A 23,625-nucleotide genomic window follows, 5' to 3' on the forward strand; every position below is an offset into this window, starting at 1 on the left:
GTTCAACTTCACCTCCTCGATCTCCTCGACACCGACATCGGACAAACCCGCTGGCCACAGACCTGAAACGGTGACCCGCGAAGTCCGGGTCTAGGCGCCGTGGCCGCCCGGACCCATCCGCTTCCTCCCGGTCCGCCCGGGTCTTACGTGGACGTCCCACCCATCGATCCATTGGACAGAAACGCATAAACCATTGGATCGGCTTCATCGACTGACGGGGGACGACCCGATGCTGCTGGCACACATCAGCGATCTGCATCTCGACGGCACCGGCCGGGCCACGGACAGGGCCACCCGAGTTGTGGGGTACCTCAACTCCCTGACCCGGCTGCCGGATGCGGCCTGGGCACCGGCGGCATCGCGGACCACGGCGCTCCCGAGGAGTACACGGAGGCGGCCCGGCTGCCGGCCGAACCCACCGCGCCCGCCCGGGGTCGCCTTCCACGTCCCGGAAGAGGGCGACAGGGGCGCGGACGGGCGCATCACCACGCATTACCGCATCGTGCCGTAGCCGCCCCGCCCCGCCCCGCCCTCCGGAGCCCTGCCCCCGGGCTCGCCCGAAACCGTTTGACGGGCGGGTCCTCCTGCAGGATATTTATCTGCGTCACGCAGCTTATGTGCATCACAGATAAAAAATGGTCAGAGGAGACTCCACCCCATGCTCACTCTCGTCACCGGATGCCGAGGCCGTATCGGCTCCACGCTCGTCTCACTCCTGCACCGGGACGGCCACGCCGTACGTGCCGCCTCGCGCACCCCCGAGACGCTCACCGCCCTGCCCGCCGGCGTACCGGTCGTGGCCTGCGATCTCGGCGATCCCACCACCTTCGCGACCGCTCTCGACGGTGTCGGCTCCGTCTTCCTCTACGCCGAGGCCTCCGGCATCGACGCCTTCCTCTCCGCGGCCGAGACCGCCGGGGTCGGCCACATCGTGCTGCTGTCCTCCAGCTCGGTCCTCGGCCCGGACGCCCACGACAACCCGATCGCCGCCTCCCACCACACGGTGGAACAGGCCCTGACGGCCTCACCCCTCACCGCGACGCTGCTCCGCCCCGGCGCCTTCGCGAGCAACGCGTACCAGTGGGCGGAATCGATACGAACCCACGGCTCAGTCGGCCTTCCCCACCCCCGCAGCCACACCAGCCCGATCCATGGGACCGACATCGCCGAGGCCGCCCTCGCCGTTCTCACCGCCCCCCGGCTGCAGGGCGCGGCATACCACCTGACCGGCCCCGAATCTCTCACCGCCGCCGAACAGATCGGCCTGCTGGCGGCGGCGGCCGGGCGCCCCATCACCGTCGACACCGTGACCGGGGAGGCCTGGAAGAAATCTGTGGCCCCCTTCGTTCCCGAGCCGATCGCCGACGCGCTGCTCGCCTACTCGGCCGCCACGGACGGCTCACCGGCCGAGGTGACCGGCGACACGGAGAAGCTGACCGGCCACCCGGCCCGCACCTTCGCCACCTGGGCCCAGGAACACGCGGCCGCCTTCCGCCGCTGAGCCCGGCACCCGGCACCGAAACCCCTGGCTGACGCACCCCGCACAATGACATCCTGACGAGGTGAACGGACCGGAGATCCACCTCGAAGTCGACCCCGAGCTGCGGCTCTTCGTCGCCCATGAACGCCGCAGGGGACGCTCTGCCGTGACCACCGACGGCTCCTCCACCCTCGGTCATGTCGTGGAGTCGCTCGGCATCCCGCTCACCGAGGCCGGACAGCTCCTGGTCGACGGCCGCCCCGTACCCGTCTCGCACATCCCGGGGGCGGGCGAGCTGGTCGAGGTGCGCGCCGTGGAACGCCCCCAGCGCGTCCCGGGCGCGCCCCTGCGGTTCCTGCTCGACGTCCACCTCGGCACGCTCGCCCGGCGGCTTCGGCTGCTGGGGGTCGATGCGGCGTACGAGAGCGAGGACATCGGTGATGCCGCGCTGGCCACCCGGTCGGCGGACGAACGCCGCGTGCTGCTCTCCCGGGACCGCGGACTTCTGCACCGGCGGGAGATCTGGGCCGGGGCGTACGTCTACAGCGACCGGCCGGATGACCAACTGCGGGACGTACTGGAGCGGTTCACGCCGCATCTGGCCCCCTGGACCAGATGCACCGCCTGCAACGGCCCGCTGAAGGCGGCCGACAAGGACTCCGTCAGCGACCATCTGGAGCACGGCACCCGGCGCTCGTACGACGTCTTCGCGCAATGCATGGAGTGCGACCGCGTCTACTGGCGGGGGGCCCACCACTCCCGCCTGGACGCGATCGTCACGAAGGCGCTCCACGACTTCGCGCCCACTCCCCCGGACGACACCGAGGAGAACGGCCACGACCGGGCGCCGTCAAGCCCGTCCGGGGCCGGAGACTGACGGGGCACCCTCCCGCAACGCCGTGACCTGCAGTGCACTCAGCTCGACCGTCCGCCGCATATGGGCAATGAGCAGAGCCACTTCATCATCGTCGTACGCCTCGAACATCGCCGCCCATGCCCCGTTCAGCCGCTCCCACACCGCACCGATCTCCGCCATCCGCTCGGGGACGGTCGTGACGAGCACACGCCGCCGGTCGGCCGTGTCACGCTCGCGCGTCACATAGCCGCCCCGCTCCAGCCGGTCGACCAGCCGGGTCGCCGACCCCGTGGTGAGCCCGGTCAGCTCCGCGATGCGGCCCGTGGTGACCGGCACCGTCTCCAGGCCGAGCAGATTGAGGCACTGCAGATCGGTCGGGTGGAGCCGCAGATGGTCCGCGACGGCCTGGTTGAAGAGGGCGTACGCGGCCATGTAGCGGCGCGACTCGACGGTCAGCTCGGCCATCAGCGCACTGCGGCGGGCCCGGGACTTCTGCGGCATGCAGAGAGTGTACGAAGCAGACAACGCCCCTCACGGCTGCGTTACGGCCGTTCGGCGGTCAGATACCGCTGAACGGTGGGCGCGAGCCGGGCGATGACCTCCTCGCGCGGCATCGAGGCAGCGGGCGTGATCCGCAGGACGTAGCGCGCGAGCGCCATCCCCAGGATCTGCGAGGCGACGAGGGCCGCACAGTGCGGGGCGTCGGCCGGGTCGGGGCAGACGCCGCCACTCCGGCATCACCGGCCCCGCTGCTGCACGCCCACTGGAGGGGCGACCGCACCACCTCCCTGCTCGTCCGCCCCGACGGCTGCATCGCCTGGGCGAGCGACCACGCCGACCCGGCGGCCCTGCAGGCCGCGCTCACCCGATGAGCACGCGCCCAGGGCCCGGGGCCCGCGGCGCCTGTGGCACCCGCATCGCCGGCCGGCGGCCGCACCGGCGGTCACGGTCGCGGCCGCAGTCGCGCCACCCGTCCCCAGCACCACAGTCGCAGCCGTCGCCGCGGCGAGCACCACGGGCGCAGCTCTACGTGTCACCGACATGCCTCGAAGATACAGATCGCCCCGAATTGCCCATATCTGCCCACCGGTTCGGCGCGCCCTCCCCCTCGCCGCCCATGGCACGCTGGTTCCATGGTCGTCGCCCGCTCCGTCGCTCTGTTCGTCATCGCCGCACTCTTCGAGATCGGCGGCGCCTGGCTCGTCTGGCAGGGCTTGCGTGAGCACCGGGGCTGGATCTGGATCGGCGCGGGCGTCATCGCACTGGGCGCCTACGGTTTCGTCGCCACGCTCCAGCCGGACGGCGAGTTCGGCCGCATCCTCGCCGCGTACGGCGGTGTCTTCGTCGCGGGCTCGATCGCCTGGGGCATGGTCGCCGACGGCTACCGCCCCGACCGCTGGGACGTGATCGGCGCGCTGATCTGTCTGGCCGGCATGGCCGTGATCATGTACGCCCCGCGCAACCACTGACCGCGCACCTGCCTATCCTGGCCCCGTACCGATCAGCTGCCCGAGGAGTCCGCCATGGCCGCCGTCCCGATCGCCGTCATCACCGGAGCGAGCAGCGGCATCGGCGCCGCGACCGCCCGACAGCTGGCCGCCGCCGGCTACCGCGTAGTCCTGACCGCCCGTCGCAAGGACCGCATCGAGGCGCTCGCCGCCGAGATCAACGAGGCGGGCCACCAGGCAACGGCCTACGCCCTGGATGTCACCGACCGCAATGCGGTGGACGAGTTCGCCACGGCGTTCCGTACCCTCGCCGTCCTCGTCAACAACGCCGGCGGCGCACTCGGCGCCGACCCCGTCGCCACCGGCGACCCCGCCGACTGGCGCCAGATGTACGAGACGAACGTCATCGGCACGCTCAACGTCACCCAGGCCCTGCTCCCCGCCCTCACAGCGGGCGGGGACGGCACGATCGTGATCCTCTCCTCCACCGCGGGCCTCGCCACCTACGAGGGCGGCGGCGGCTACGTGGCGGCCAAGCACGGCGAACACGTCCTGGCCGAGACCCTCCGCCTGGAGATCGTCGGCACCCCGGTCCGGGTCATCGAGGTCGCCCCCGGCATGGTCAAGACGGAGGAGTTCGCCACGACCCGGTTCCGCGGTGACACCGAGAAGGCGGCAAAGGTGTACGCGGGCGTCGAGGCCCCTCTCACCGCAGACGACGTGGCCGACACCATCACCTGGGCCGTCACCCGCCCCAGCCACGTCAACATCGACCTCCTGGTGGTCCGCCCCCGCGCCCAGGCCTCCAACGCCAAGGTCCACCGCACCACCTGAGCCGCACCGCCTGAGCCGCACCACCTGGCCCGCACCGCCTGGGCCCGGCGAAGACCCGAAAGAGCCCGGAGACCGGAAGAAGCCCCGGACACACCACCCGCGTCCGGGGCTCCTCCGTCAGAGGTCCTTCCGCCCGAAGGCCCTCCGTTCAGTCGCGCGCAAAAGGCCTCAACCCTTCACACACACAACCTGCTTGAGCTTGGCGACGACCTCCACCAGGTCCCGCTGCTGCTCGATGACCTGCTCGATCGGCTTGTACGCGGCCGGAATCTCATCCACGACGCCGGAGTCCTTGCGGCACTCCACGCCCCGCGTCTGATCCTCCAGGTCCTGCGTCGAGAAGCGCCGCTTCGCGGCGTTCCGGCTCATCTTCCGGCCGGCGCCGTGCGAGGCCGAGTTGAAGGACTTCTCGTTCCCGAGGCCCTTCACGATGTACGAGCCGGTGCCCATCGAGCCCGGGATGATCCCGAAGTCCCCGGAACCCGCACGGATCGCCCCCTTCCGCGTGACCAGCAGGTCCATGCCCTCGTACCGCTCCTCCGCCACATAGTTGTGGTGGCAGGAGATGACCGGCTCGAAGGTGACCTTGGCCTTCTTGAACTCCTTGCGGACCACGTTCTGGAAGAGCGCCATCATGATGGCGCGGTTGTGCTTCGCGTACTCCTTCGCCCAGAACAGGTCGTTCCGGTACGCCGCCATCTGCGGGGTGTCGGCGATGAATACGGCCAGGTCGCGATCGATCAGGTCCTGGTTGTGCGGCAGTTTCTGCGCCTGCCCGATGTGGAAGTCGGCCAGTTCCTTGCCGATGTTCCGCGATCCGGAGTGCAGCATCAGCCAGACCGAACCCGACTCGTCGAGGCAGAACTCGATGAAGTGGTTGCCCGATCCGAGCGTTCCCATCTGCTTCGTGGCACGTTGCTGACGGAACTTGACCGCATCGGCAACCCCGTCGAACCGCCCCCAGAAGTCGTCCCAGCCCGGCGCCCGGAGGCCGTACAGCCGGTCCGGCTCCACGGCCTCGTCATGCATGCCGCGGCCCACCGGAATCGCCTGCTCGATCTTCGACCGCAGCCGGGACAGGTCGCCCGGCAGGTCATTGGCCGTCAGGGAGGTCTTCACCGCGGACATTCCGCAGCCGATGTCCACGCCGACCGCCGCCGGACAGACCGCACCATGCATCGCGATCACCGAACCGACCGTCGCCCCCTTGCCGAAGTGGACGTCCGGCATGACGGCGAGACCCTTGATCCAGGGCAAAGTGGCCACGTTGCGCAGCTGCTGCATCGCGACGTCCTCGACCGAGGCCGGGTCGGCCCACATGCGGATGGGGACCTTCGCGCCCGGCACCTCTACATACGACATAGTTCCTCGATTCCCCCGAAAAGCCTGAAAGCGCAAAACCGGTGCCAAGGTCGGCAAATGAGTCGGTCGACCGGCATTCACAGCGGCGCGTGCGATACACATTGTGTCAACCGGTCGCCATCGAGCGGCAACCGTTTTTCGCACGAAGGGAGCCCAGGACCGTGCGACGAATGGCGTACGTACCCGGCACCGCGCTACTGGCAGCGCTTGTCGTCGGCTGCAGTGCCAGCACCGGAACGGGTGGCTCCGCCCCCGACAGCAAGCCCGGCGAGGCGACCGTCGCCGCGGCGGCCCCCGGCAAGTACCGCACTCTCCCCGACCCTTGCCGCGCCGTTGCGCCGTCCGCACTGAAGGGCCTGCTCCCGGTCGCCGCCGAACTCCCCGAGGACCAGCAGAAGAAGGTGTACGAGGGCACAGCCACCGTCACCTACGACACCGACCGCAGGGTCGGCTGCCACTGGAAGTCCGAGGCCCCCGACTCCTCGCACACCCTCTTCATCGACTTCGAGCGTGTCGTGTCCTACGACCCCTCCGTGAGCGACGACGACCGCGCCCGCGAGGTGTACGTGAAGAAGGAGACCGCCGCCGGTCTGTCCTCGCCCTCCGCCGCACCCAGCAGCACGAAGGACGCGGAGAAGCAGGCACCCCCCTCCTCCGACTCCACGTCGGACTCCGCCTCGCACGCCCTGTCGGGCCCGGCCTCCGAAGGCGGGAAAGCGGACGATCCCGCAGGCGAGAACGGCAGCGACACCGACGGCGGCACGGACGGCAGCACAGGCAGCACAGGCAGCACAGGCAGCGCAGACGAGAACCTTCTGCCTCGCACTCTCGACAACCTCGGAGACGGTGCATTTCTGGACGATCTGCTCACTCGGGCAGGTTCCACCGCACAGAACCGCACGGTGAGCGTGGTATTCCGCACATCGAACGTCATCGTGACCATCGAGTACACCGAGCAGCCGGCCGTCTCCACCGTGACCCCCGACAGCAAGGAACTGCAGGACAAGGCCCAGTCGCTGGCCCGGAAGCTGGTCGACAAGTTCAGCGAATAGCCCCGCCCGGGGCCCCCGGACCGGTGCCGCCCACGCCCGCCGGGTGCCCGACCGAGACGGCATCCGCTCGCCGTCCGTCGTACCGTGGCCCTCCGGAACACCCGCCGAACCACCCGCCGACCGCCGACGCCCGACCGCCCGCGCCGACCACCTGGCAGCCCGCCCGCCGCGCCACCCGAGTGAAGGAACCATGCACCGTTCAGCCCCGCGACTCTCCCGCATACTCGCCTGCGCCGCCGTTCCGGTGATGCTCGTCGTCGCCGGCTGCTCGTCGGACTCCGGCGACAAGAAGGACCCGGGTTCGTCCTCGTCGTCCGCCGCGCCGAGCGCGAAGAAGTCGGAAGCGACCGTCGAGCCGGCGAAGTTCGCCGCGCTGCCCGACCCGTGCAAGTCGATCAGCGCGAAGACGGTCACCTCCCTGGTCCCCAAGGCGAAGTCCAAGGGCGGCACACCTGCCGGCTCCAGCGACACCGCGTACCGCGCGGGCTGCTCCTGGAACGGCCTCGACGACAACGGAGTGAAGGGTTCCCAGTACCGCTGGCTCGACGTCGGCCTCACCCGCTTCGACTCGGACCAGTCCCTGGGCAGCGGCGCCAAGCGCGCGCAGCAGGACTACGCCAAGCAGGTCGCCAAGGCCAAGGCGACCGAGGGTGCGAAGAAGGTCGCCGAGGCGCCCGTCTCCGGCATCGGCGAGCAGGCCACCAAGATCACATATGACCTCACCAAGACGAGTGAGGACTTCAAGTACGCAACGGTCGTGGCCCGTACGGGGAACGTCGTCGTCACCCTCACCTACAACGGCGCGGGTTACGCGGGCGCGAAGACTCCGTCCGCCGACGACATCCTGAAGGGTGCCGAGAAGGCGGCCAAGGAGGCAGTGGCCTCGGTCGCCGCCGCCGGCACGAAGTCGGACGCGCCGGGCGGGTCGACCAAGCCCAGCGAGAAGGCCACGGAAAAGAAGACGAGCTAGCCGACGCGGCAGGGCCTGCCCCAACGCCCCTGCCCGGCAGCAGTTTCACGAAGCCCGGTCCTCCCCCGAGTACCGGGCTTCGCCCCTCCCCGCGCAACACGCCGCTCCCTCATGTGCCAGGCTGTGCCCGCCAGAAGTCGGAACAGGACGTCGGACAAGGGAAACGGGGAGGGGAACGCGGGTGGCCGCGATGCAGCTGACACGCACCCACCGGATACTCATCGGGCTCGTGGTCGCCGGTGCGGTGCTCATCGCCGCGATCGGTTTCGCGGGTTCGTACGCTGCGGTGCGCGAGCTCGCCCTGCAGAAGGGCTTCGGGAACTTCTCACTGGTCTTCCCGATCGGCATCGACGCGGGCATCTGTGTCCTGCTCGCCCTGGACCTGCTGCTGACCTGGCTGCGCATCCCGTTCCCGCTGCTGCGCCAGACGGCCTGGCTGCTGACCGCCGCGACGATCGCCTTCAACGGCGCCGCGGCCTGGCCCGACCCGCTCGGCGTCGGCATGCACGCGGTCATCCCGGTGCTGTTCGTGGTCTCCGTCGAGGCCGCCCGGCACGCCGTGGGCCGGATCGCCGACATCACGGCCGACAAGCACATGGAGGGCGTGCGGCTCACCCGCTGGCTGCTCTCCCCCGTGCCGACGTTCCGGCTGTGGCGGCGGATGAAGCTCTGGGAGCTCCGCTCGTACGAGCAGGTCATCAAGCTCGAACAGGACCGGCTCATCTACCAGGCCCGCCTCCAGGCCCGCTTCGGCCGCAGCTGGCGCCGCAAGGCACCCGTCGAGTCCCTGATGCCGCTGCGTCTGGCGAAGTACGGCGTTCCACTGGCCGAGACCGGTCCGGCCGGCCTCGCCGCCGCAGGCATCGAACCGGCCCTGCTGCCCCCGGCCCCGGCCCTGGCCGAACCCGGCGAGTTCCAGACCGAGTTGCCGTACGCCGAACCTCATCCCCAGCAGGAGTACGAGCAACAGCAGCAGCACACCCACCCCTCCGACCCGGACGCCGCCGAGGAGTGGCCCCAGGAGGGCCCCGGCTCGCACGAGAGCCCGTGGTTCGCGGCGTCCCAGGTGTCGGACGACACGTACGAGAGTGCGTACGACCCTGCGTACGTCGAGGGCCTGGAACCCACCCCGGTCATGGTCCCGTCGGGCCCCGGCGGCCGCACCCGCCCCCTGGGCAACGTGGGCACCATCGGCGCCGTCCCGGGCCCCCGCGCCGCGGAACCCCTGCCGGAGCCCCGGTCCGAGGAGCCGGAGCCGGAACCCCGGCCCGTGCCGCAGCAGGAGCCCGACCCCTCCGAATGGGCCGAGGCCGAAGTCGAGTTCAGCGAGATCGCGTACGAGGTGTTCACCGCGTACACGAAATCGCACCAGAACTACCCGAGTGCGGAGGTCCTCGACATACACCTCTCGGACGGCCACAACGTCAGGCACCCCCGCAGCTCGGCCCTGCTCCGCCGCCTCCTGCCGGGATTCAAGCAGCGCTTCGACAACGAGATGGCGGAGAACCACATCGCATAGGCCCCCGCCCGGCCCGTCCGGCGTTCAAGGACGGAACCGGCAAATACGGAGGGCCGTCACCCCAATCACCGGGTGACGGCCCTCCGTACAAAAGGCACCTACGCGCCCAGCAGCCTACTCGCCGAGTAGTCTGCGCACCCGCTCAGCGCCCACGGCCAGCAGCAGCGTGGGCAGCCGCGGCCCCGTGTCCCGGCTGACCAGCAGCCGGTACAGCAGCGCGAAGAACGACCGCTGCGCGGCCTTCAGCTCGGGCGTCGGCTTGGCGTCCGGCTCCAGGCCCGCCAGGGTCTTCGGCACGCCGTAGACGAGCGTGGTGAGCCCGTCCAGCGACCAGTGCGAATCCAGCCCCTCCAGGAGCAGCCGCAGCGACTCACGGCCCTGCTCGTCCAGCGAGCCGAGCAGCTCCTTGTCCGGCTCACCGCGGACGATCGTGCGGGCCTCGGCCGGGACCTGGCTGGTGATCCAGTTCTCGGCGCGGTCGAGCCGGGGCCGGGCCTCGTCCAGCGAGGTCAGCGGGTTCTCCGGGTCCAGCTCGCTCAGGATGCGCAACGTCTGCTCGTCGTGCCCGGCCGTGATGTCGACGACCGAAGCGAGGGTGCGGTACGGCAGCGGGCGCGGCGTGCTCGGCAGCTCACCGGCGGCCGTGCCGATGGCCCTCGCGTACGCGGCGGCGTCGGCGGACAGCACCGAGCCGTCCGCGACCTTGCGCGCCAGCGAGTCCCACTCGTCGTAGAGCCGCTGGATCTCCTGGTCGAAGGCGATCTTGAAGGACTGGTTGGGCCTGCGGCGCGCGTACAGCCAGCGCAGCAGCGGCGCCTCCATGATCTTCAGCGCGTCGGCCGGGGTCGGCACGCCGCCCTTGCTGGAGGACATCTTCGCCATGCCGGAGATGCCGACGAAGGCGTACATCGGGCCGATCGGCTGTACGCCGTCGAAGATCTCACGGACGATCTGGCCGCCGACGACGAACGAGGAGCCCGGCGAGGAGTGGTCCACGCCGCTCGGCTCGAAGATCACGCCTTCGTACGCCCAGCGCATCGGCCAGTCGACCTTCCAGACCAGCTTGCCGCGGTTGAACTCGCTCAGCCGGACGGTCTCGGCGAAGCCGCAGGATGTGCAGGTGTAGTTCAGCTCGGTGCTGTCGTCGTCGTACGACGTGACGGTCGTGAGGTCCTTCTCGCAGTTGCCGCAGTAGGGCCTGTACGGGAAGTAGCCGGCCGAGCCGCCGCTGCCGTCGTCCTCACCGGCCGCGCCGGAGCCCGCCTCGGCCTCCAGCTCGGCCTCGTCGACCTTCTTCTGCTGCGGCTTCTTGCCCTTGCCCGCGGCCGCCGGGTCCTTCTTCGTCCGGTACCGGTCGAGGACGGCGTCGATGTCGGCCCGGTGCTTCATCGCGTGCAGGATCTGCTCGCGGTACGCGCCCACCGTGTACTGCTCGGTCTGGCTGATGCCGTCGTACTCGACGCCCAGCTCGTCCAGCGCGGCGGTCATGGCCGCCTGGAAGTGCTCGGCCCAGTTCGGGTACGTGGACCCGGCCGGGGCGGGCACCGAGGTCAGCGGCTTGCCGATGTGCTCGGCCCAGGACTCGTCGACACCCGGGACACCGCCCGGAACCTTGCGGTAGCGGTCGTAGTCGTCCCAGGAGATCAGGTGCCGGACGGTGTACCCCCGGCGGCGGATCTCGTCGGCGACCAGGTGCGGCGTCATGACCTCGCGGAGGTTGCCCAGGTGGATCGGGCCCGACGGGGAGAGGCCGGACGCGACGACGACCGGTTTGCCAGGCGCACGACGCTCCGATTCGGCGATGACATCGTCCGCGAAGCGGGAGACCCAGTCGGTCTCGGTGCTGCTCTGACTCTGAGCCACGGTCTGCACGTCCTTCTCTCTTGTAGGACTCGTAGGAACACCCTTGTGGGACTCATAGGGGCACCGCCCATTCTCCCAGGTCCCACCGGTAGCGCGAAAACGGCTTTACTGACCGTGGAATACTGGGTGTGATCCCTTGTACCCCTACGGAAACGGCAGCCAGCCCATGGCCTCGGTCAATTCCCTCGCTTCCTCGCTCCAGCAGCAGCTGGCGGACGCCCTGACGGCAGCGCTGCCGGATGCCGGCACCGCGGACCCGCTGCTGCGACGAAGCGACCGGGCCGATTTCCAGGCCAACGGCATCCTGGCCCTCGCCAAGAAGCTCAAGGGCAACCCGCGCGAGCTGGCGGCCCAGGTCACTGCCGCGATCCCGGCAGGCGGCCCGATCAAGGAGATCGAGGTCTCCGGCCCCGGCTTCCTGAATGTGACGCTCGCCGACCGGGCGATCATCGAGACCCTCGCCGCGCGTGACGCGGACGACGAGGGCCGGCTCGGTGTCCCGTACAACAGCGCCGCGGGCACCACGGTCATCGACTACGCGCAGCCGAACGTGGCCAAGGAGATGCACGTCGGTCACCTCCGTTCCGCGGTGATCGGTGACGCGATGGCGCAGATCCTGGAGTTCACCGGCGAGACCGTGGTCCGGCGCCACCACATCGGCGACTGGGGCACCCAGTTCGGCATGCTCATCCAGTACCTGATCGAGCACCCGGGCGAGCTGAACCACGAGGCCGACGGCGGCGCGGCGGACGGCGAGGCCGCCATGTCCTCCCTCAACCGGCTCTACAAGGCCTCGCGGGTGCTCTTCGACTCCGACGAGGAGTTCAAGGCCCGCTCCCGGGACCGGGTCGTGGCGCTCCAGGCCGGTGACGAGGAGACCCTCTCCCTGTGGCAGCGCTTCGTCGACGAGTCGAAGATCTACTTCTACTCGGTCTTCAACAAGCTCGACATGGAGATCCGCGACCCCGACATCGTCGGCGAGTCCGGCTACAACGCCATGCTGGAGGAGACCTGCCGCATCCTGGAGGAGTCGGGCGTCGCCGTCCGCTCCGAGGGTGCGCTGTGCGTGTTCTTCGACGATGTGAAGGGTCCGGACGGCAACCCGGCGCCGCTGATCGTCAAGAAGTCGAACGGCGGCTACGGCTACGCGGCGACCGACCTCTCCGCTATTCGCGACCGGGTCCAGAACCTCAAGGCGAACACCCTGCTGTACGTGGTGGACGCCCGGCAGGCCCTGCACTTCAAGATGGTCTTCGAGACGGCCCGCCGGGCCGGCTGGCTGAACGAGGACGTCAAGGCCGTACACCTCCCCTTCGGCACGGTGCTCGGCAAGGACGGCAAGCCGTTCAAGACCCGTGAGGGCGAGACGGTCCGGCTTCAGGACCTGCTGGACGAGGCGATCGACCGGGCGTCCACCGTCGTGCGCGAAAAGGCGAAGGACCTCACCGACGAGGAGATCACCGAGCGCGCCACGCAGGTCGGTATCGGAGCGGTGAAGTACGCGGACCTGTCGACGTCGGCCGCCCGCGACTACAAGTTCGACCTGGACCAGATGGTGTCGCTGACCGGCGACACGAGCGTGTACATCCAGTACGCGCACGCCCGGTCCCGCTCCATCAAGCGCAAGGCGGGCGAGCTGAAGTCCCAGCCGCACCCGGAGCTGGAGCTGGCCCCGGCCGAGCGCGCGCTGGGCCTGCACCTGGACCAGTTCGGCGAGGTCGTGGCCGAGGTCGCCGCCGCGTACGAGCCGCACAAGCTGGCCTCGTACCTCTACCAGCTGTCGTCGCTCTTCACGACGTTCTACGACCAGTGCCCGGTGCTGAAGTCCGACGTCCCGGCCGATGTGGCCGAGAACCGCCTCTTCCTCTCGGACCTCACCGCCCGCACCCTGCACCAGGGCATGGAGCTGCTCGGCATCAGGGCCCCCGAGCGCCTCTGACCCCCGAGGCTCCGTCCGTACGCGCAGGCACCGGCCCGGTGGGTGTGACCGTTACTCCTTGGGCACCCACTGGGCCGTGTCGTGCCGGTACAGGTACTGCGGCCGCGTCTTGATGCTGCTGGTACGAAACGGCTTCCCGCCGTCGTCGATGCGCAGCGTCCCCTCCCGGCCGCCGCTGCTCCACTCCAGCTCCAGGTACCAGCTGACGTCGTGCCCTTCGACATGGGCGTTGAGGTCGAACACCTCCACATCGGTGGAGGACACCCGGAACGGGAAGTCCTTCGGCGGCACCCGCACGTCCTGCTGCTGCCCCGCCACCGGGGTGAGGGTCGGCCGGCTGTCGTCGAGGTCGATGTCGAAGGACTGCGGTGTGATGCCGCTCCCGCAGCCCTCCCCCATCGAGTACGCCGACCACGCCAGCGGCGCCTTCCGGGACAGCGTCCGCACATGCAGTCCGTTCAGCACGACGGCCTGCCCGGACTTCCCCTGCACGGTGACTTCGAGCAGCATGTTGCCGCCGTCCACCCCGCCGAGCGCCCTGGCCCAGCCGCGGGTGTCCTGCGGCGGGGGCGGTGGAGGAACGTCGTTCGGCTTCTGGTCCAGCACGTAGTACTTGCCGCAGGGCTCTTCCCAGTTGTACGAGCTGATGGTGGCGCTCAGGGGTACGCCCCCGCTCTGCTGCCCACCCGGCCCGGCTCCCGTGCCGTGCCCCCCGGACGTGGCGGAGGCGCCGCCGGACGGCGGGGACGAGACGGTCGCCGAGCCGGACGGTACGGGTTTGCCCGACTTCTTCGCCCCGCTGGGCGAGGCGGTGACACTCGCGTCGAGGCCGGGCCGGACGCGCGCGGCCCCTCCCGGGTCCTTCGCGTCCACGGCGGGGGCGTTGCTGAGATCGTCCGTGCCCGTACCCGACAGATTGCTGACGACGATCGAGGTCGGCACGGTGAGCGCGACGACGGCAGCGGCCGCGAGCAGGACACGCGCCCGCGGGGAGGACCAGAACCGCCGGGGCCGGCTCGCCCCGGCCGTCACGACCTCGGGCACGAGCGCATCGTCGTCCTTGTCCTCGCCTCCGTCCCGGTCCTCGGTCGAAGCCACAGCCTCAGCCGCGGCTCCCGGCTCGGCAACGGACCCGGAATCAGAAACGGGAGCGGCAACCGGAGCCGGAACCGAATCGGGAACGGAAGCAGGACGCCGTCTCGCCGCATCGGCCACGATCCACCGCCGATGCAGCTCCACCAACTCGTCCGGGCTCGCCCCGCAAAGCCGCCCCAGCCGCTCCACCGGCGCGTACTCATTGGGCACGGCGTCACCGTTGCAGTACCGGTGGAGCGTCGATGTGCTGACGTGCAGTCTTCCGGCGAGAACCCCGTAGCTGTGCCCCGAACGGTCCTTCAGTTCCTTCAGCAGAGCCGCGAATTCCCCGGCCTCCGGCGTCGCCACTACGGCGTTCCCCCTCCTGGTTCGTCCCGGAACACCGTTCCAGGGACGTGGAATCTGCCCAGGTCACAGTACGCGCAGGCATTCCAGCTTCCCCAATGGGCCGTTCGGCGTTGCGGCCGGAATCTGCCGTCCCGCAGTCTGTGACCACACCGCAGAGACCACCGGGACGACACAGTGCGAACCCGTTTCCGCATCGAGTTGATCGATGCCGTGGCAATCGGCGTAGTGATCGTGTCGACCGCGATCGTCATGGTCCTGATCTGCCATCACTGACTGAACGACCTCACCAACACATACGGGGAGTACCACCACCATGCGCAGCAACCGCATCCGCACCACCGCCCTCGCCGCGACCGCCCTCCTGGCAGCCCTCTCACTCACCGCCTGCAGCGACAACGGCAGCGGTGACAACGGCAAGGCGGGAACGGCGGCTCCGGCAGGGAACACCGCCGACCAGCAGTCCCCGGCCGCCACCGCGCCGGACTCGGGCAAGGACGCCAAGGACACCGACAGCACGTCCAACGCCCCTGCCGAGAACACGGCGGCCCACTCCAAGGGCTCCACCTCCGGCACGGGCGGCCAGAAGAGCAACACCGGCGCCACCGGCAACAAGGGCACCGGCAGCAAGTCCCCCGTCACCTGCACCGGCTCGAACACCAAGGTCACCGTCAGCAAGGTGAGCCGCCCCATCAACCACCTGCTGCTCACGGCGACCAACACCGGTTCCGTACCCTGCTACGCGTACCACGCGCCGGCGCTCGGCTTCGACGACGCCCAGGCCGCCTTCCCGGTCCTCCGCGACAGCATCCCGCAGGCCGTGGTCACCCTTGCGCCGGGCCAGTCCGCCTACGCCTCCATCGGGCTGTCCGGTGAGCCGGACGGACAGGAACTGCACAAGGGCACCCACCTCACGGTGTACTTCACCGGCAAGAGCAACCATGGCTCCACGGGCGCCCCCGCCAAGCTGACGCTCCCCGCCGGCACCACCTGGGGCGACAACGGCTTCGTCACCTACTGGCAGAGCGAAATGTCCGACGCCCTCATGTACTGATCCTTCAGCACGGACGGGGCCCGCGTCCGGTGCCGTCACCGGGGACGGGCCCTTGCTCACGTGCCGCGGATCACGGTGTCCTTGGCAGCGGTCGCAGAGCGAGTCAGGCGCATGCCGTCGGCGTCGGACGAAGACGTCGCGCAGGAAGAGCCAGCAGCGCGACGCCGCCGGCCGCGCTCGATCACCAGCTGCGCGTCGCTTCGCTGTTCAGGGAGCCGTACGCAGCACGGAAGAGCTGGGACTCATGGTCGGCAGGCAGGCCAGTAGGTCGAAAGCGGCCAGCACGTCCACCGGGACATCGGTGTACGCGTGCCGGATGGCCGAGGGGCCTGCGCCTCCCCGCGCGGGCCGCAGGTCCAGCAGTACGGGCTCGTCCCCCGGGGCGCTCTCTTCGACGGCCTCTTCCACACTGTCCGGGGCGGGAGGACCGAGCGGCCGGGACACCACCTCGAAGCCCTGCCTCGCCCGTTCGTCCAACCGTACGTCGGTGGCGGTGCCGGTGCGTGCGGTGACACCGACGGCGACGTACTCCGCCCCCAGGGAGGCGGCGAAGTAGCTGCCCGCGGAAGGGGTCAGGGCCGGGGGGATCAACTGCATCGGCACACGCTGCGCGTGCGCGTTGTGCAGCATCAGTACGATCCGCTCGTCCGCTCCGTAGATCTCGCGCAGCAGGTGCACGGTCTCCGCCTGGTACACGTCCCGGGAGGAGGGCACCAGTTCGGGCGGGTCGGACTCGCGGTGCTCAAGCAATTCACGCACCTGCTCGTCGAGGCGCAGCGCACCCAACGCGTGATGTCTGACGATCACGTGCTGGTGCGGGTCGGGGCCCGGGCCGCAGTGCGTCCAGCCGCAACAGCAACCTGGTCAGCGTGGCGGTGGCGGCGTCGCGGGCCGCGGTGCTCAGTGCGGAGTAACGTGCGTGCACCACCACACCGTTGTTGGCGGCCCGGTAGGGCGCGGTCGCTTCCATCGCGGCGTCGACGAAGGGCACCTGCCCGGGGTGGTGCGTCGCGAGATACTCGCGTACCAGGCGCAACGCGGGAAGTCCCGAACCCCCCGAGCCCGGTGCGTCCGGGCCGGCGAACCGCACCCGGCCGCCGGCCGCGTTGTGTGCGCGCAGCCAGCGGAGCATGTCGTGCATCTCGCTGGAGTCGCCGAACCGGAAGGTGAATCCGTCCCGCCCTGCCGTTCCGACGTCACCGGGGCCGCCGCGAATCCAGTCGTCGACGAGGTGCCCCTCGGCGAATCCCGATTCGAAGGCGATCACACCGAAGTCCAGCTCGGTCACCAGCAGACGCAGCATCCGTTCGCGCAGGACGGTGAACTCGCGAATGCAGTGGTTGTTCTCACCGATCGCCACAACACGTGCGTCACCGATGGGTTCGGTGAAGCCGGACAGGGTGTCGTCCAGCCGCAGCCGTCGAACGGTTTCGGGCAACTGCACAGCGACTCCCGTTCCCCTGCGTATGGGCGGCTGTACGGGTGTGGCACCTGAAACCACCGAGTGTGCCCCGAGCCCCACCGGGCCGCCGCTCCGGCGGGCGCCATCGCGGGAGGAGTGCCTCCGCCCGGGAGCGGGAACAAGGTCCTCGGCAAGCCCCACTCCTTTCCTTGGCAACTGGACAACTGGACAACGTTGCCCCGGTAGTCGACCCACGGGGGACACCGCATGGACCAGACCAGTCTGAAGTCGCTGGGCCCTCTGGTGTCCGCGCTCGCACTCTCGGCCCTGCTGCCGCTCCTCGTCGCGCTGTGGGTCGGCGACGGCGTGCAGAAGCTGCTCACCGGCGACTCCGCCATCGTCCACAGCACCACGCAATGCGTTGAGGGCGGCGGGCAGTTACCTGCCGCCCACTGCTACGGAACGTGGGCGTTCGCGGACGGCCACACGGCCTCCGGTGAGATCACAGGCGCCGAGGTGGCCGCCGGTGACACGATCTTCGCGGGCGACGGCTGGGCATACGGGTCCACGTCCCCGCTCCACTGGAAGATATGGGTTCCGGTCGCCCTCTTCTGCGCCGGGGCCGTCGTCCTCACGGCCACCTGGCTGAAACACCGCAAGAACCGGAACGGTCCCGCCCCCGGCTAGTAAGGGCGTCCGCCAGTAGGTCATCGGATGCGTGGACTTCGGGGCAGGCTGGTCCGCCAGAACCCCGGGGTATTCCGTCCGTGGCCTTGTGGTTCGTCGACCGGCCTGCACGAGTCATTCCTTCTCTATGAAGAATTCCTGATCGCTCTTTCCCGTGCATGGTTGTTGAATCGCTTCGGCCGCAGAAGCTTTCTCATCAGAATCGTTGATTCCCACGCAAAGGCCGCTATGGGCCGGGCGGAGTCGAAAGCCTCCCTGATGGGGCCCGTCGACAGGCTCTACCCAAAAGTGCTGGGACGGCCGGCTGTCGCTGCAGTCTTCCCAGGGCTCAAGCATTCCTTTGGCGGGTCCGCTTTCGAGCACGGTGAGACAGCCGAGGCCCTCGCCCGGATGATCCCACTGGATGTAGTACGCGTTGTCGCCCACCGCCTTCAGATGGGTTCGGGGCGGTACGGCCTGCGCGCAGGGACGCTGCACGGCGACCGGACTCTTGTAGGCACCACTCCGCTGACGTCCTTCGGTCAGGCAGAGATCGGGCGAACCGGCGGGGCGAATCCGGGACCAGCCCTCTGCCGGGGTGCGCGGCACCGATGGGGACCCGTCATCGGATATGAGGAACCACGCGCCTGAGGCCACCGCGAGAGCGGCTGCCACGGCCGCGCCCCGTCTCACGGAGGTGCTGACACGCCGTCGCAGCAGGACGGGGGGAGCGGCCTCGGATGCGTCAGAGGGCGGTGCTAGGGAGGCTGACGTATCGTCGGCCGTCGGCTGGGCCACCCGGCCCGGTTCATCGTGCGGCGGAAGCACGTCGCTGTGCCCCGTCCCGCCGTCGGCGATCCGCTCCCGGGCCTCCAGCCATTCCTCAAGGCGAGGCCCGTCGCCGCAGAGCCGTACGAACACCGTCAGCATGTCCGCCCGCGGCAATGTCTCCCGCCTCAGGACCTCGGCCAGAGTGCTGCGCGGCAGCGCCTCGCCCAGCTCGGCCGCACGTTCGTCCAGCTGTCGGTATGTCAGCCTCGATCGTTCTTTCAGTCGCCGCAGCAGAGCGATGAACTCGGCTGCGTCCCGAGCCTCTTGTGGCAGTAACTCCCCCGTATTCCGCATGCCCACATCCTTGTCACGGCTACTTCATCTGACAAGGTCGCTTCCAGACCTCTGTCCGGCACCGGACAGAGGCCGGACGCATATCCGGACAAGGCCCTGAACAGGGCATTCACTTAAGCGTTGTCCGGGACATGTCTTGGACACATGTATCCGTTGTCTCGCCCCAGCCGCGTCAGCCATCGTGGACTCGCCGCCCGAGGCAAGACCGGTCGGCCTTCGGATGAGGAGATGTCATCCGACAGGAAATGCCCGCAACCCGCCCGCTGCGAGCGAGCGTAAGACGACAAAAGGAGCCTGATCATGTACAAGAAGCTGGAAGCGATGGGCGCAAGCCTGCTGGAGCGACTGGTGCCGAGGGCCGAGGCAGCCGCGGCGTCGGCCGGCTGTTCCATGAAGTGCCTGTACGGCATGTGGCACATGTGCTGCACCGGCACCGGCTGCGACCGCTCCGAGAGCCCTTGCTGAACCTTGTCATTCGGGTGGGCGCCTTCGCGGCGCCCACCCGTGCCCGACGCCAACGGCTCTTCTCGTGATCTCGGGAGTTCTCGGTGCAGTACATACTGATCGGGGCGCGTTGCCTGCTGGGCGCGGTCTTTCTGGTGGCAGCTCTGGGCAAGGTCGCGAGAGACGGAGCGTTCGATTCGTTCGCCCGGTCGATCCAGGACACGGCGCTTGTCCCCGCCAGGTTCGTACGTCCGGCGGCGGTCACCGTCGTTGCCGCCGAGATGCTCGTCTGTGTCGCATTGGCCCTACCCGCCAAGCATGCGCCGGCCGTCGGTCTGGCGGGCGCCACCACTCTGCTGTCGGCGTTCACGATCGGGATCGCCCTGACGCTGAGCCGGGGCGCGGATGCCCACTGTCGCTGCTTCGGAAAGTCTGATGCCGTTCTGAGACCGCGTCACCTCGTGCGGAACGCAACCCTCGCGGGGCTTTCCCTAACGGCGCTGGTGCCGACCGTGGCCGCCCCGTCCTCGACCGGCGAAGTGCATCCGGCCGGGGCCGTTGTCGCCATGACGGCGGGACTCGTCGGCAGTGCACTGACAGTGAGGCTCGACGACATTCTCGACCTGTTCGTCACCGACAGCACCGCGCCCTCCCTTGCCCAGCGGTAGGTGACTTTCGCGCACAGCCCCGAATCGGCCCACGCCCAAGAAAGGATTCGACATGTCATTTTTTGTAGCGGCCGTAATTCTCGTCGGCCTTCTCTGCACACTCGACCTGCTACTCACACTCGGTATGATCAAACGGCTGCGAGAGCACACTCGTCAGCTCGCCTCCCGCCCCACTGACCGATCGCTCCGGCCAAGCCTGGTCGTGGGCGAGGAGGTGGGTGACTTCCGAGTCATCGCGCAGAACGGCGAGGAACTGACACCCGACCGGATCCCGGACGGCTCGGTGGTGGCGTTCTTCTCTCCGACATGCGAGCCGTGCAAGGAAAAGGTGCCGATGTTCGCCGCGCACGCGAGGGCCGTCCCGATGGGGTCACGGCAAGTTATAGCGGTCGTTGTCGGGGACAGCGCGGAGGCGGAACACTTCTCGGCTCTGCTGGCTCCGGTCGCAAGTGTGGTCGTCGAAGGGCCGGACGGAGCACTGACCTCAGCGTTCCGGGCGCGGGCGTTCCCCACCATCCTTGAGGTCGGGCACGACCAGGACGGGCGGCTGGTGGTCACCTCCGAAGAACCCGCGCTGACCGACGTCAGTTCCTCCTCCGCCTCTTCCCTGGCATGAACTTCACCTTGGGCGCCGGGTCACCCAACCTGGCCGGCAGGTCGGACGACTCTGCGGGCGGGCACTCGGATGCTGATGCCGACAGGTACTCCCTGGCACGCCGAACCGCGGCAGTCTGCCTCCACGTGGCGCGGGCGTCCCCCTGGCCCTTGACCTGCCAGGTATTGCTCACGCTGGTGGCCGGGGTGGTACCCGTGCTGCTCGCCTGGTTCACCAAGATGGCACTCGACGCACTGACCGCACGCGAGGGAGCGGGGCTGATCGGCTGGGGCCTCGGCCTGACCGCTCTGGGCGTGGTGACGGCCGCGCTTCCTCATCTGATCCAGTACGTCGGAACCGAGCTGAACCGTCGGGTGAGTCTGCACACCATGAGCACACTCTTTACCGCCGTGGACACCTTTGTCGGGCTGAGCCGGTTCGAGGACCCCCGGTTTCTCGACCGGCTCCGACTCGCCCGGCACGGTGGCGGCAGCAATCCCGGCCGAGCCGTCGCCGGAATTCTGGGCGCGTCGCGAGCGCTCACCACCATCAGCGGGTTTCTGGCTTCTCTGGTGCTGTTGAACCCTTGGATGGCGGGCTTGGCGCTGTGCTCCGGCGCACCGACGCTCGCCGCCGAGCTGGCTTCGTCACGGCGCCGCGCCCGGATGGAATGGGGTATTGGTCCCAGGGAGCGGCGGGAAATGTTCTACAGCGGCTTACTGTCCAGTGTGGAGGCGGCCAAGGAAGTGCGACTCTTCGGGGTCGGCCGGTTTCTTCGCGAGCGGATGCTGGCGGAGCGGCAGGCCTCGGACGTCGCCAAACGATCGGTGGAGCGGCACGAGGCTCTCGTTCAGACCGGGTTGGGAGCGTTCTCCGCGCTGGTATCCGGCTGCGGCCTGGTCTGGGCAGTGCATCAGGCGCACGCGGGGCGGCTTTCCGTGGGCGACGTCACGGTTTTCATAGCGGCCGTCGCGGGGACGCAAGCCGCGCTGGCCCTGCTGGCTGCCGAAGTGGCTGTCACGCATCAGTCAGTGACTCTGTTCGGACATTATCTGCGGGTCGTTCACGCCGAACCCGACCTGCCGGTCTCACCGACGCCCGTTCCCCTGCCCGCTCTTGCGGAAGCCATCGAGCTTCGAGACGTGTGGTTCCGCTATTCACCGGCGCACCCATGGGTTCTGCGCGGAGTGAATCTGCGTATCCCGTGCGGATCGTCCCTGGCCGTCGTCGGCCTCAACGGGGCGGGGAAGTCGACCTTGATCAAACTGATTTGCCGGTTCTACGACCCGACACGCGGCGCCGTGCTGTGGGACGGGGTCGATATCCGGGGGACCGATCCGGCCGAGCTGAGGCGCAGAATTGGCGCGGTTTTCCAGGACTTCATGGACTACGACCTGACCGGGGCGGAGAACATCGCCCTGGGAGACCTGAGCGCGCTGGAGGACCCCGGACGACTGAGGACGGCGGCGCGCCGAGCCGGAGTCCACGACGTTCTAGAACGGCTGCCCCACGGGTACGAAACCCTGCTGTCCCGCGTGTTCTTGCTGGAATCGGAGAAATCCGACCCGGCGACCGGGGTGGTCCTGTCGGGCGGACAATCCCAGCGACTCGCCCTTGCCCGCGCCTTCCTCCGCGACCGGTGTGACTTGATGATCCTCGACGAACCTTCCGCAGGTCTCGACGCGCAGGCGGAGCACGAGATCCATGTTTCCCTCCGGGAACATCGCGACGGCATGACAAGCGTGCTGATCTCGCACCGGTTGGGCGCCGTCCGTGAAGCGGATGTGATCGCGGTCTTGGACCAGGGGAAGCTGGTCGAGCTGGGTGATCACGAAGCGCTCATGACAGCAGGTGGCGTGTATGCCCGCTTGTTCACCGTGCAGGCGGCCGGCTACCAGGCTGAATCCGCAGTCGCGACGGATGAGGTGACAGCCACGCCATGAGGCGCGTCAGGCACGCGAATGCCGCTCCGCGACGCGGACTGCACCGCGATCCGCGCCGGGCCCGCGCGGCTCTCCTCATCGCCGCGGCCGCCCTCTGCGGCTGCGCAATCTTCTCGGCGTTCGACGGCGCACTGGTGCGAGCGAGTCTGTTGGGTGCCGCAGCGTTCGCACTGGGCGCGCTGCACGCCGCTCACGTGCTGCTGAGCCGCCGACTCGTTGTGGTCACTGTCCACGGGATCAGCATGCGGCCCACCTATCAGGACAAGGACCGGGTACTGGTCCGCAGACGACCCCCGGAAGTCGGAGAGGTGGTGGTGATCGAACAACCTGCGGAGGCTTCCTCCGGCTGGCCGGACGGGCACAGCCCACCCGCGGTATGTCTCGAGGCGGACCGCTTGACGGAAAGGCGCTGGCTCATCAAGCGTGTGGCGGCTGTGGCGGGGGGCGAGGTTCCGCGCGCGCAAGCGGCAGCTTTGGAAGACATGGAGGGGCGCCGGGTTCCCGCGGGCCGTCTTGTGCTGCTCGGAGACAATCCTGAGGCGAGCGTCGACTCCCGGTCGTTGGGCTTTTTCCGTGAGAGCGGTGTGCTGGGCGTCGTGGTCCGCCGATTGTCCCGCGGCTGACATCCGCTGACGTCACGTGCTGGATCTCCCTGAAGCCACCGCTGATCATTGAGGTCGGCATCGCGCCGAGAACGGCACCGACTACTCAGCCTGTCCGCCGAGGTCTGGTGGCATCCCTTCTGGACCACCACGCCCGACCGGACGCGGCGGCCCGGGTGGAGCCCTGGTGCCTCGCCCGCACCGCAGGTCCCGAGCGGGGAGCGGCATAAGCCGGCACGGCGCGCCGTCCCAGCGGCAGGAGTCAATTCCTCTAGGCCCGGACTTCGCGGGTCGTTGATTCGTATGGCGTGACCGTTCCGGGGGTGTCCCGGGCCGGTGTTGTGGCGTTGGGTGGGGTGTGTC

Annotated in this window: 23 protein-coding genes and 2 pseudogenes; 17 read left to right on the top strand and 8 right to left on the bottom strand. The window is 69.1% G+C overall.

Annotation, left to right across the window (positions count from 1 at the left end; translation table 11 throughout):
* Positions 1-229: 229 nt before the first annotated feature.
* The 3 genes and pseudogenes from ACIPEK_RS43050 to ACIPEK_RS43060 form a co-directional block, all read left to right on the top strand.
* Positions 230-405: pseudogene (locus ACIPEK_RS43050) on the top strand (phosphodiesterase); the annotation flags it as partial.
* Between the two features lie 253 nt (positions 406-658).
* On the top strand, positions 659-1,501 hold the full coding sequence (locus tag ACIPEK_RS43055) for an NAD(P)H-binding protein (protein ID WP_402007908.1): 843 nt from the start codon (positions 659-661) through the stop codon (positions 1,499-1,501).
* A gap of 61 nt (positions 1,502-1,562) precedes the next feature.
* Entirely contained in the window at positions 1,563-2,357 is a 795-nt protein-coding gene (locus ACIPEK_RS43060; protein ID WP_402007910.1) for a Mut7-C RNAse domain-containing protein, read from the top strand.
* On the opposite strand, the gene ACIPEK_RS43065 is transcribed toward ACIPEK_RS43060, so the two are convergent.
* Both ACIPEK_RS43065 and ACIPEK_RS43070 read right to left on the bottom strand, forming a co-directional pair.
* Positions 2,331-2,837, bottom strand: coding sequence for a MarR family winged helix-turn-helix transcriptional regulator (locus ACIPEK_RS43065; protein WP_383066906.1), 507 nt, complete (start codon positions 2,835-2,837; stop codon positions 2,331-2,333). The genes ACIPEK_RS43060 and ACIPEK_RS43065 overlap by 27 nt on opposite strands.
* Positions 2,838-2,878: 41 nt before the next feature.
* Positions 2,879-3,061, bottom strand: a pseudogene (locus ACIPEK_RS43070) (TetR/AcrR family transcriptional regulator); the annotation flags it as partial.
* Between ACIPEK_RS43070 and ACIPEK_RS43075 the strand changes: the two are divergent.
* From ACIPEK_RS43075 to ACIPEK_RS43085, 3 genes are all read left to right on the top strand, one after another.
* Positions 3,029-3,208: a hypothetical protein gene (locus ACIPEK_RS43075; protein ID WP_402007913.1), complete on the top strand. Its 180-nt coding sequence runs from the start codon at positions 3,029-3,031 to the stop codon at positions 3,206-3,208. The pseudogene ACIPEK_RS43070 and the gene ACIPEK_RS43075 sit on opposite strands and share 33 nt — an antisense overlap.
* 261 nt (positions 3,209-3,469) lie before the next feature.
* Positions 3,470-3,805 (top strand): YnfA family protein, encoded by a 336-nt coding sequence (locus ACIPEK_RS43080; RefSeq protein WP_093898485.1) that lies wholly within the window; start codon positions 3,470-3,472, stop codon positions 3,803-3,805.
* A gap of 54 nt (positions 3,806-3,859) precedes the next feature.
* The gene (locus tag ACIPEK_RS43085) at positions 3,860-4,618 is read left to right on the top strand and encodes an SDR family NAD(P)-dependent oxidoreductase (RefSeq protein WP_383066904.1); all 759 of its coding nucleotides are present in this window, start codon (positions 3,860-3,862) and stop codon (positions 4,616-4,618) included.
* 168 nt (positions 4,619-4,786) lie between these two features.
* On the opposite strand, the gene ACIPEK_RS43090 is transcribed toward ACIPEK_RS43085, so the two are convergent.
* Positions 4,787-5,980, bottom strand: a complete 1,194-nt coding sequence (locus ACIPEK_RS43090) for an RtcB family protein (protein WP_402007915.1) — start codon at positions 5,978-5,980, stop codon at positions 4,787-4,789.
* 170 nt (positions 5,981-6,150) lie between these two features.
* On the opposite strand from ACIPEK_RS43090, the gene ACIPEK_RS43095 reads away from it, so the two are divergent.
* The 3 genes from ACIPEK_RS43095 (at position 6,151) to ACIPEK_RS43105 (ending at position 9,521) form a co-directional block, all read left to right on the top strand.
* Positions 6,151-7,032: a DUF3558 domain-containing protein gene (locus ACIPEK_RS43095; protein WP_402007917.1), complete on the top strand. Its 882-nt coding sequence runs from the start codon at positions 6,151-6,153 to the stop codon at positions 7,030-7,032.
* A 190-nt stretch (positions 7,033-7,222) separates the two neighbouring features.
* Positions 7,223-8,002, top strand: a complete 780-nt coding sequence (locus ACIPEK_RS43100) for a DUF3558 family protein (RefSeq protein WP_402007919.1) — start codon at positions 7,223-7,225, stop codon at positions 8,000-8,002.
* Between the two features lie 181 nt (positions 8,003-8,183).
* Positions 8,184-9,521 (top strand): DUF2637 domain-containing protein, encoded by a 1,338-nt coding sequence (locus tag ACIPEK_RS43105; protein ID WP_402007921.1) that lies wholly within the window; start codon positions 8,184-8,186, stop codon positions 9,519-9,521.
* A 114-nt stretch (positions 9,522-9,635) separates the two neighbouring features.
* Here the strand turns inward: ACIPEK_RS43105 and lysS are convergent, their stop codons facing one another.
* Positions 9,636-11,393 carry a lysine--tRNA ligase gene (gene lysS, locus ACIPEK_RS43110; protein ID WP_402007923.1) on the bottom strand — a complete coding sequence of 586 codons (1,758 nt, stop codon included), beginning with the start codon at positions 11,391-11,393 and terminating at the stop codon, positions 9,636-9,638.
* A 157-nt stretch (positions 11,394-11,550) separates the two neighbouring features.
* Between lysS and argS the strand changes: the two genes are divergently transcribed.
* Entirely contained in the window at positions 11,551-13,323 is a 1,773-nt protein-coding gene (gene argS, locus ACIPEK_RS43115; RefSeq protein WP_402007925.1) for an arginine--tRNA ligase, read from the top strand.
* Between the two features lie 51 nt (positions 13,324-13,374).
* Here the strand turns inward: argS and ACIPEK_RS43120 are convergent, their stop codons facing one another.
* Positions 13,375-14,766, bottom strand: a complete 1,392-nt coding sequence (locus tag ACIPEK_RS43120; protein ID WP_402007927.1) for a helix-turn-helix domain-containing protein — start codon at positions 14,764-14,766, stop codon at positions 13,375-13,377.
* 313 nt (positions 14,767-15,079) lie between these two features.
* Between ACIPEK_RS43120 and ACIPEK_RS43125 the strand changes: the two genes are divergently transcribed.
* A complete protein-coding gene (locus tag ACIPEK_RS43125) occupies positions 15,080-15,817 on the top strand; it encodes a DUF4232 domain-containing protein (RefSeq protein ID WP_402007929.1) in 738 nt (245 codons plus the stop codon).
* A 207-nt stretch (positions 15,818-16,024) separates the two neighbouring features.
* On the opposite strand, the gene ACIPEK_RS43130 is transcribed toward ACIPEK_RS43125, so the two are convergent.
* Both ACIPEK_RS43130 and ACIPEK_RS43135 read right to left on the bottom strand, forming a co-directional pair.
* A complete protein-coding gene (locus ACIPEK_RS43130; protein ID WP_402007931.1) occupies positions 16,025-16,603 on the bottom strand; it encodes an erythromycin esterase family protein in 579 nt (192 codons plus the stop codon).
* The gene (locus ACIPEK_RS43135) at positions 16,569-17,261 is read right to left on the bottom strand and encodes an erythromycin esterase family protein (RefSeq protein WP_402007933.1); all 693 of its coding nucleotides are present in this window, start codon (positions 17,259-17,261) and stop codon (positions 16,569-16,571) included. Before ACIPEK_RS43135 ends, ACIPEK_RS43130 begins: the two co-directional genes overlap by 35 nt.
* A gap of 225 nt (positions 17,262-17,486) precedes the next feature.
* Between ACIPEK_RS43135 and ACIPEK_RS43140 the strand changes: the two genes are divergently transcribed.
* Entirely contained in the window at positions 17,487-17,906 is a 420-nt protein-coding gene (locus ACIPEK_RS43140; protein ID WP_402007935.1) for a hypothetical protein, read from the top strand.
* Between the two features lie 114 nt (positions 17,907-18,020).
* Here ACIPEK_RS43140 and ACIPEK_RS43145 read toward each other — a convergent pair whose 3' ends face one another.
* A complete protein-coding gene (locus ACIPEK_RS43145) occupies positions 18,021-19,010 on the bottom strand; it encodes an XRE family transcriptional regulator (protein WP_402007937.1) in 990 nt (329 codons plus the stop codon).
* A gap of 300 nt (positions 19,011-19,310) precedes the next feature.
* On the opposite strand from ACIPEK_RS43145, the gene ACIPEK_RS43150 reads away from it, so the two are divergent.
* The 5 genes from ACIPEK_RS43150 to ACIPEK_RS43170 all read left to right on the top strand — a co-directional run bounded on the left by ACIPEK_RS43150 (position 19,311) and on the right by ACIPEK_RS43170 (position 23,283).
* On the top strand, positions 19,311-19,475 hold the full coding sequence (locus ACIPEK_RS43150) for a hypothetical protein (RefSeq protein WP_402007939.1): 165 nt from the start codon (positions 19,311-19,313) through the stop codon (positions 19,473-19,475).
* Positions 19,476-19,558: 83 nt separating this feature from the next.
* On the top strand, positions 19,559-20,122 hold the full coding sequence (locus tag ACIPEK_RS43155; RefSeq protein ID WP_402007941.1) for a MauE/DoxX family redox-associated membrane protein: 564 nt from the start codon (positions 19,559-19,561) through the stop codon (positions 20,120-20,122).
* A 52-nt stretch (positions 20,123-20,174) separates the two neighbouring features.
* Complete coding sequence (locus ACIPEK_RS43160; RefSeq protein ID WP_402007943.1) at positions 20,175-20,738, top strand: TlpA family protein disulfide reductase; 564 nt, start codon at positions 20,175-20,177, stop codon at positions 20,736-20,738.
* Between the two features lie 194 nt (positions 20,739-20,932).
* Positions 20,933-22,660 carry an ABC transporter ATP-binding protein gene (locus ACIPEK_RS43165; RefSeq protein WP_402007945.1) on the top strand — a complete coding sequence of 576 codons (1,728 nt, stop codon included), beginning with the start codon at positions 20,933-20,935 and terminating at the stop codon, positions 22,658-22,660.
* On the top strand, positions 22,657-23,283 hold the full coding sequence (locus tag ACIPEK_RS43170; protein ID WP_402007947.1) for a S26 family signal peptidase: 627 nt from the start codon (positions 22,657-22,659) through the stop codon (positions 23,281-23,283). The genes ACIPEK_RS43165 and ACIPEK_RS43170 overlap by 4 nt, the downstream gene beginning before the upstream one ends.
* The last annotated feature ends 342 nt before the right edge of the window (positions 23,284-23,625 follow it).

Origin of the sequence: Streptomyces sp. NPDC088246, from assembly GCF_044741025.1 — a bacterium.
In the GTDB taxonomy this organism is placed as follows: domain Bacteria; phylum Actinomycetota; class Actinomycetes; order Streptomycetales; family Streptomycetaceae; genus Streptomyces.

Excerpts from the sequence above, each read along its gene's own strand:
- ACIPEK_RS43085 (WP_383066904.1), top strand. The coding sequence starts at position 3,860 with ATGGCCGCCGTCCCGATCGCCGTCATCACCGGAGCGAGCAGCGGCATC.
- ACIPEK_RS43145 (WP_402007937.1), bottom strand. The coding sequence starts at position 19,010 with ATGCGGAATACGGGGGAGTTACTGCCACAAGAGGCTCGGGACGCAGCC.
- ACIPEK_RS43125 (WP_402007929.1), top strand. The coding sequence starts at position 15,080 with ATGCGCAGCAACCGCATCCGCACCACCGCCCTCGCCGCGACCGCCCTC.
- argS (WP_402007925.1), top strand. The coding sequence starts at position 11,551 with ATGGCCTCGGTCAATTCCCTCGCTTCCTCGCTCCAGCAGCAGCTGGCG.
- ACIPEK_RS43095 (WP_402007917.1), top strand. The coding sequence starts at position 6,151 with ATGGCGTACGTACCCGGCACCGCGCTACTGGCAGCGCTTGTCGTCGGC.
- ACIPEK_RS43055 (WP_402007908.1), top strand. The coding sequence starts at position 659 with ATGCTCACTCTCGTCACCGGATGCCGAGGCCGTATCGGCTCCACGCTC.
- ACIPEK_RS43100 (WP_402007919.1), top strand. The coding sequence starts at position 7,223 with ATGCACCGTTCAGCCCCGCGACTCTCCCGCATACTCGCCTGCGCCGCC.
- ACIPEK_RS43150 (WP_402007939.1), top strand. The coding sequence starts at position 19,311 with ATGTACAAGAAGCTGGAAGCGATGGGCGCAAGCCTGCTGGAGCGACTG.
- ACIPEK_RS43065 (WP_383066906.1), bottom strand. The coding sequence starts at position 2,837 with ATGCCGCAGAAGTCCCGGGCCCGCCGCAGTGCGCTGATGGCCGAGCTG.
- ACIPEK_RS43170 (WP_402007947.1), top strand. The coding sequence starts at position 22,657 with ATGAGGCGCGTCAGGCACGCGAATGCCGCTCCGCGACGCGGACTGCAC.
- ACIPEK_RS43080 (WP_093898485.1), top strand. The coding sequence starts at position 3,470 with ATGGTCGTCGCCCGCTCCGTCGCTCTGTTCGTCATCGCCGCACTCTTC.
- ACIPEK_RS43090 (WP_402007915.1), bottom strand. The coding sequence starts at position 5,980 with ATGTCGTATGTAGAGGTGCCGGGCGCGAAGGTCCCCATCCGCATGTGG.
- ACIPEK_RS43140 (WP_402007935.1), top strand. The coding sequence starts at position 17,487 with ATGGACCAGACCAGTCTGAAGTCGCTGGGCCCTCTGGTGTCCGCGCTC.
- ACIPEK_RS43160 (WP_402007943.1), top strand. The coding sequence starts at position 20,175 with ATGTCATTTTTTGTAGCGGCCGTAATTCTCGTCGGCCTTCTCTGCACA.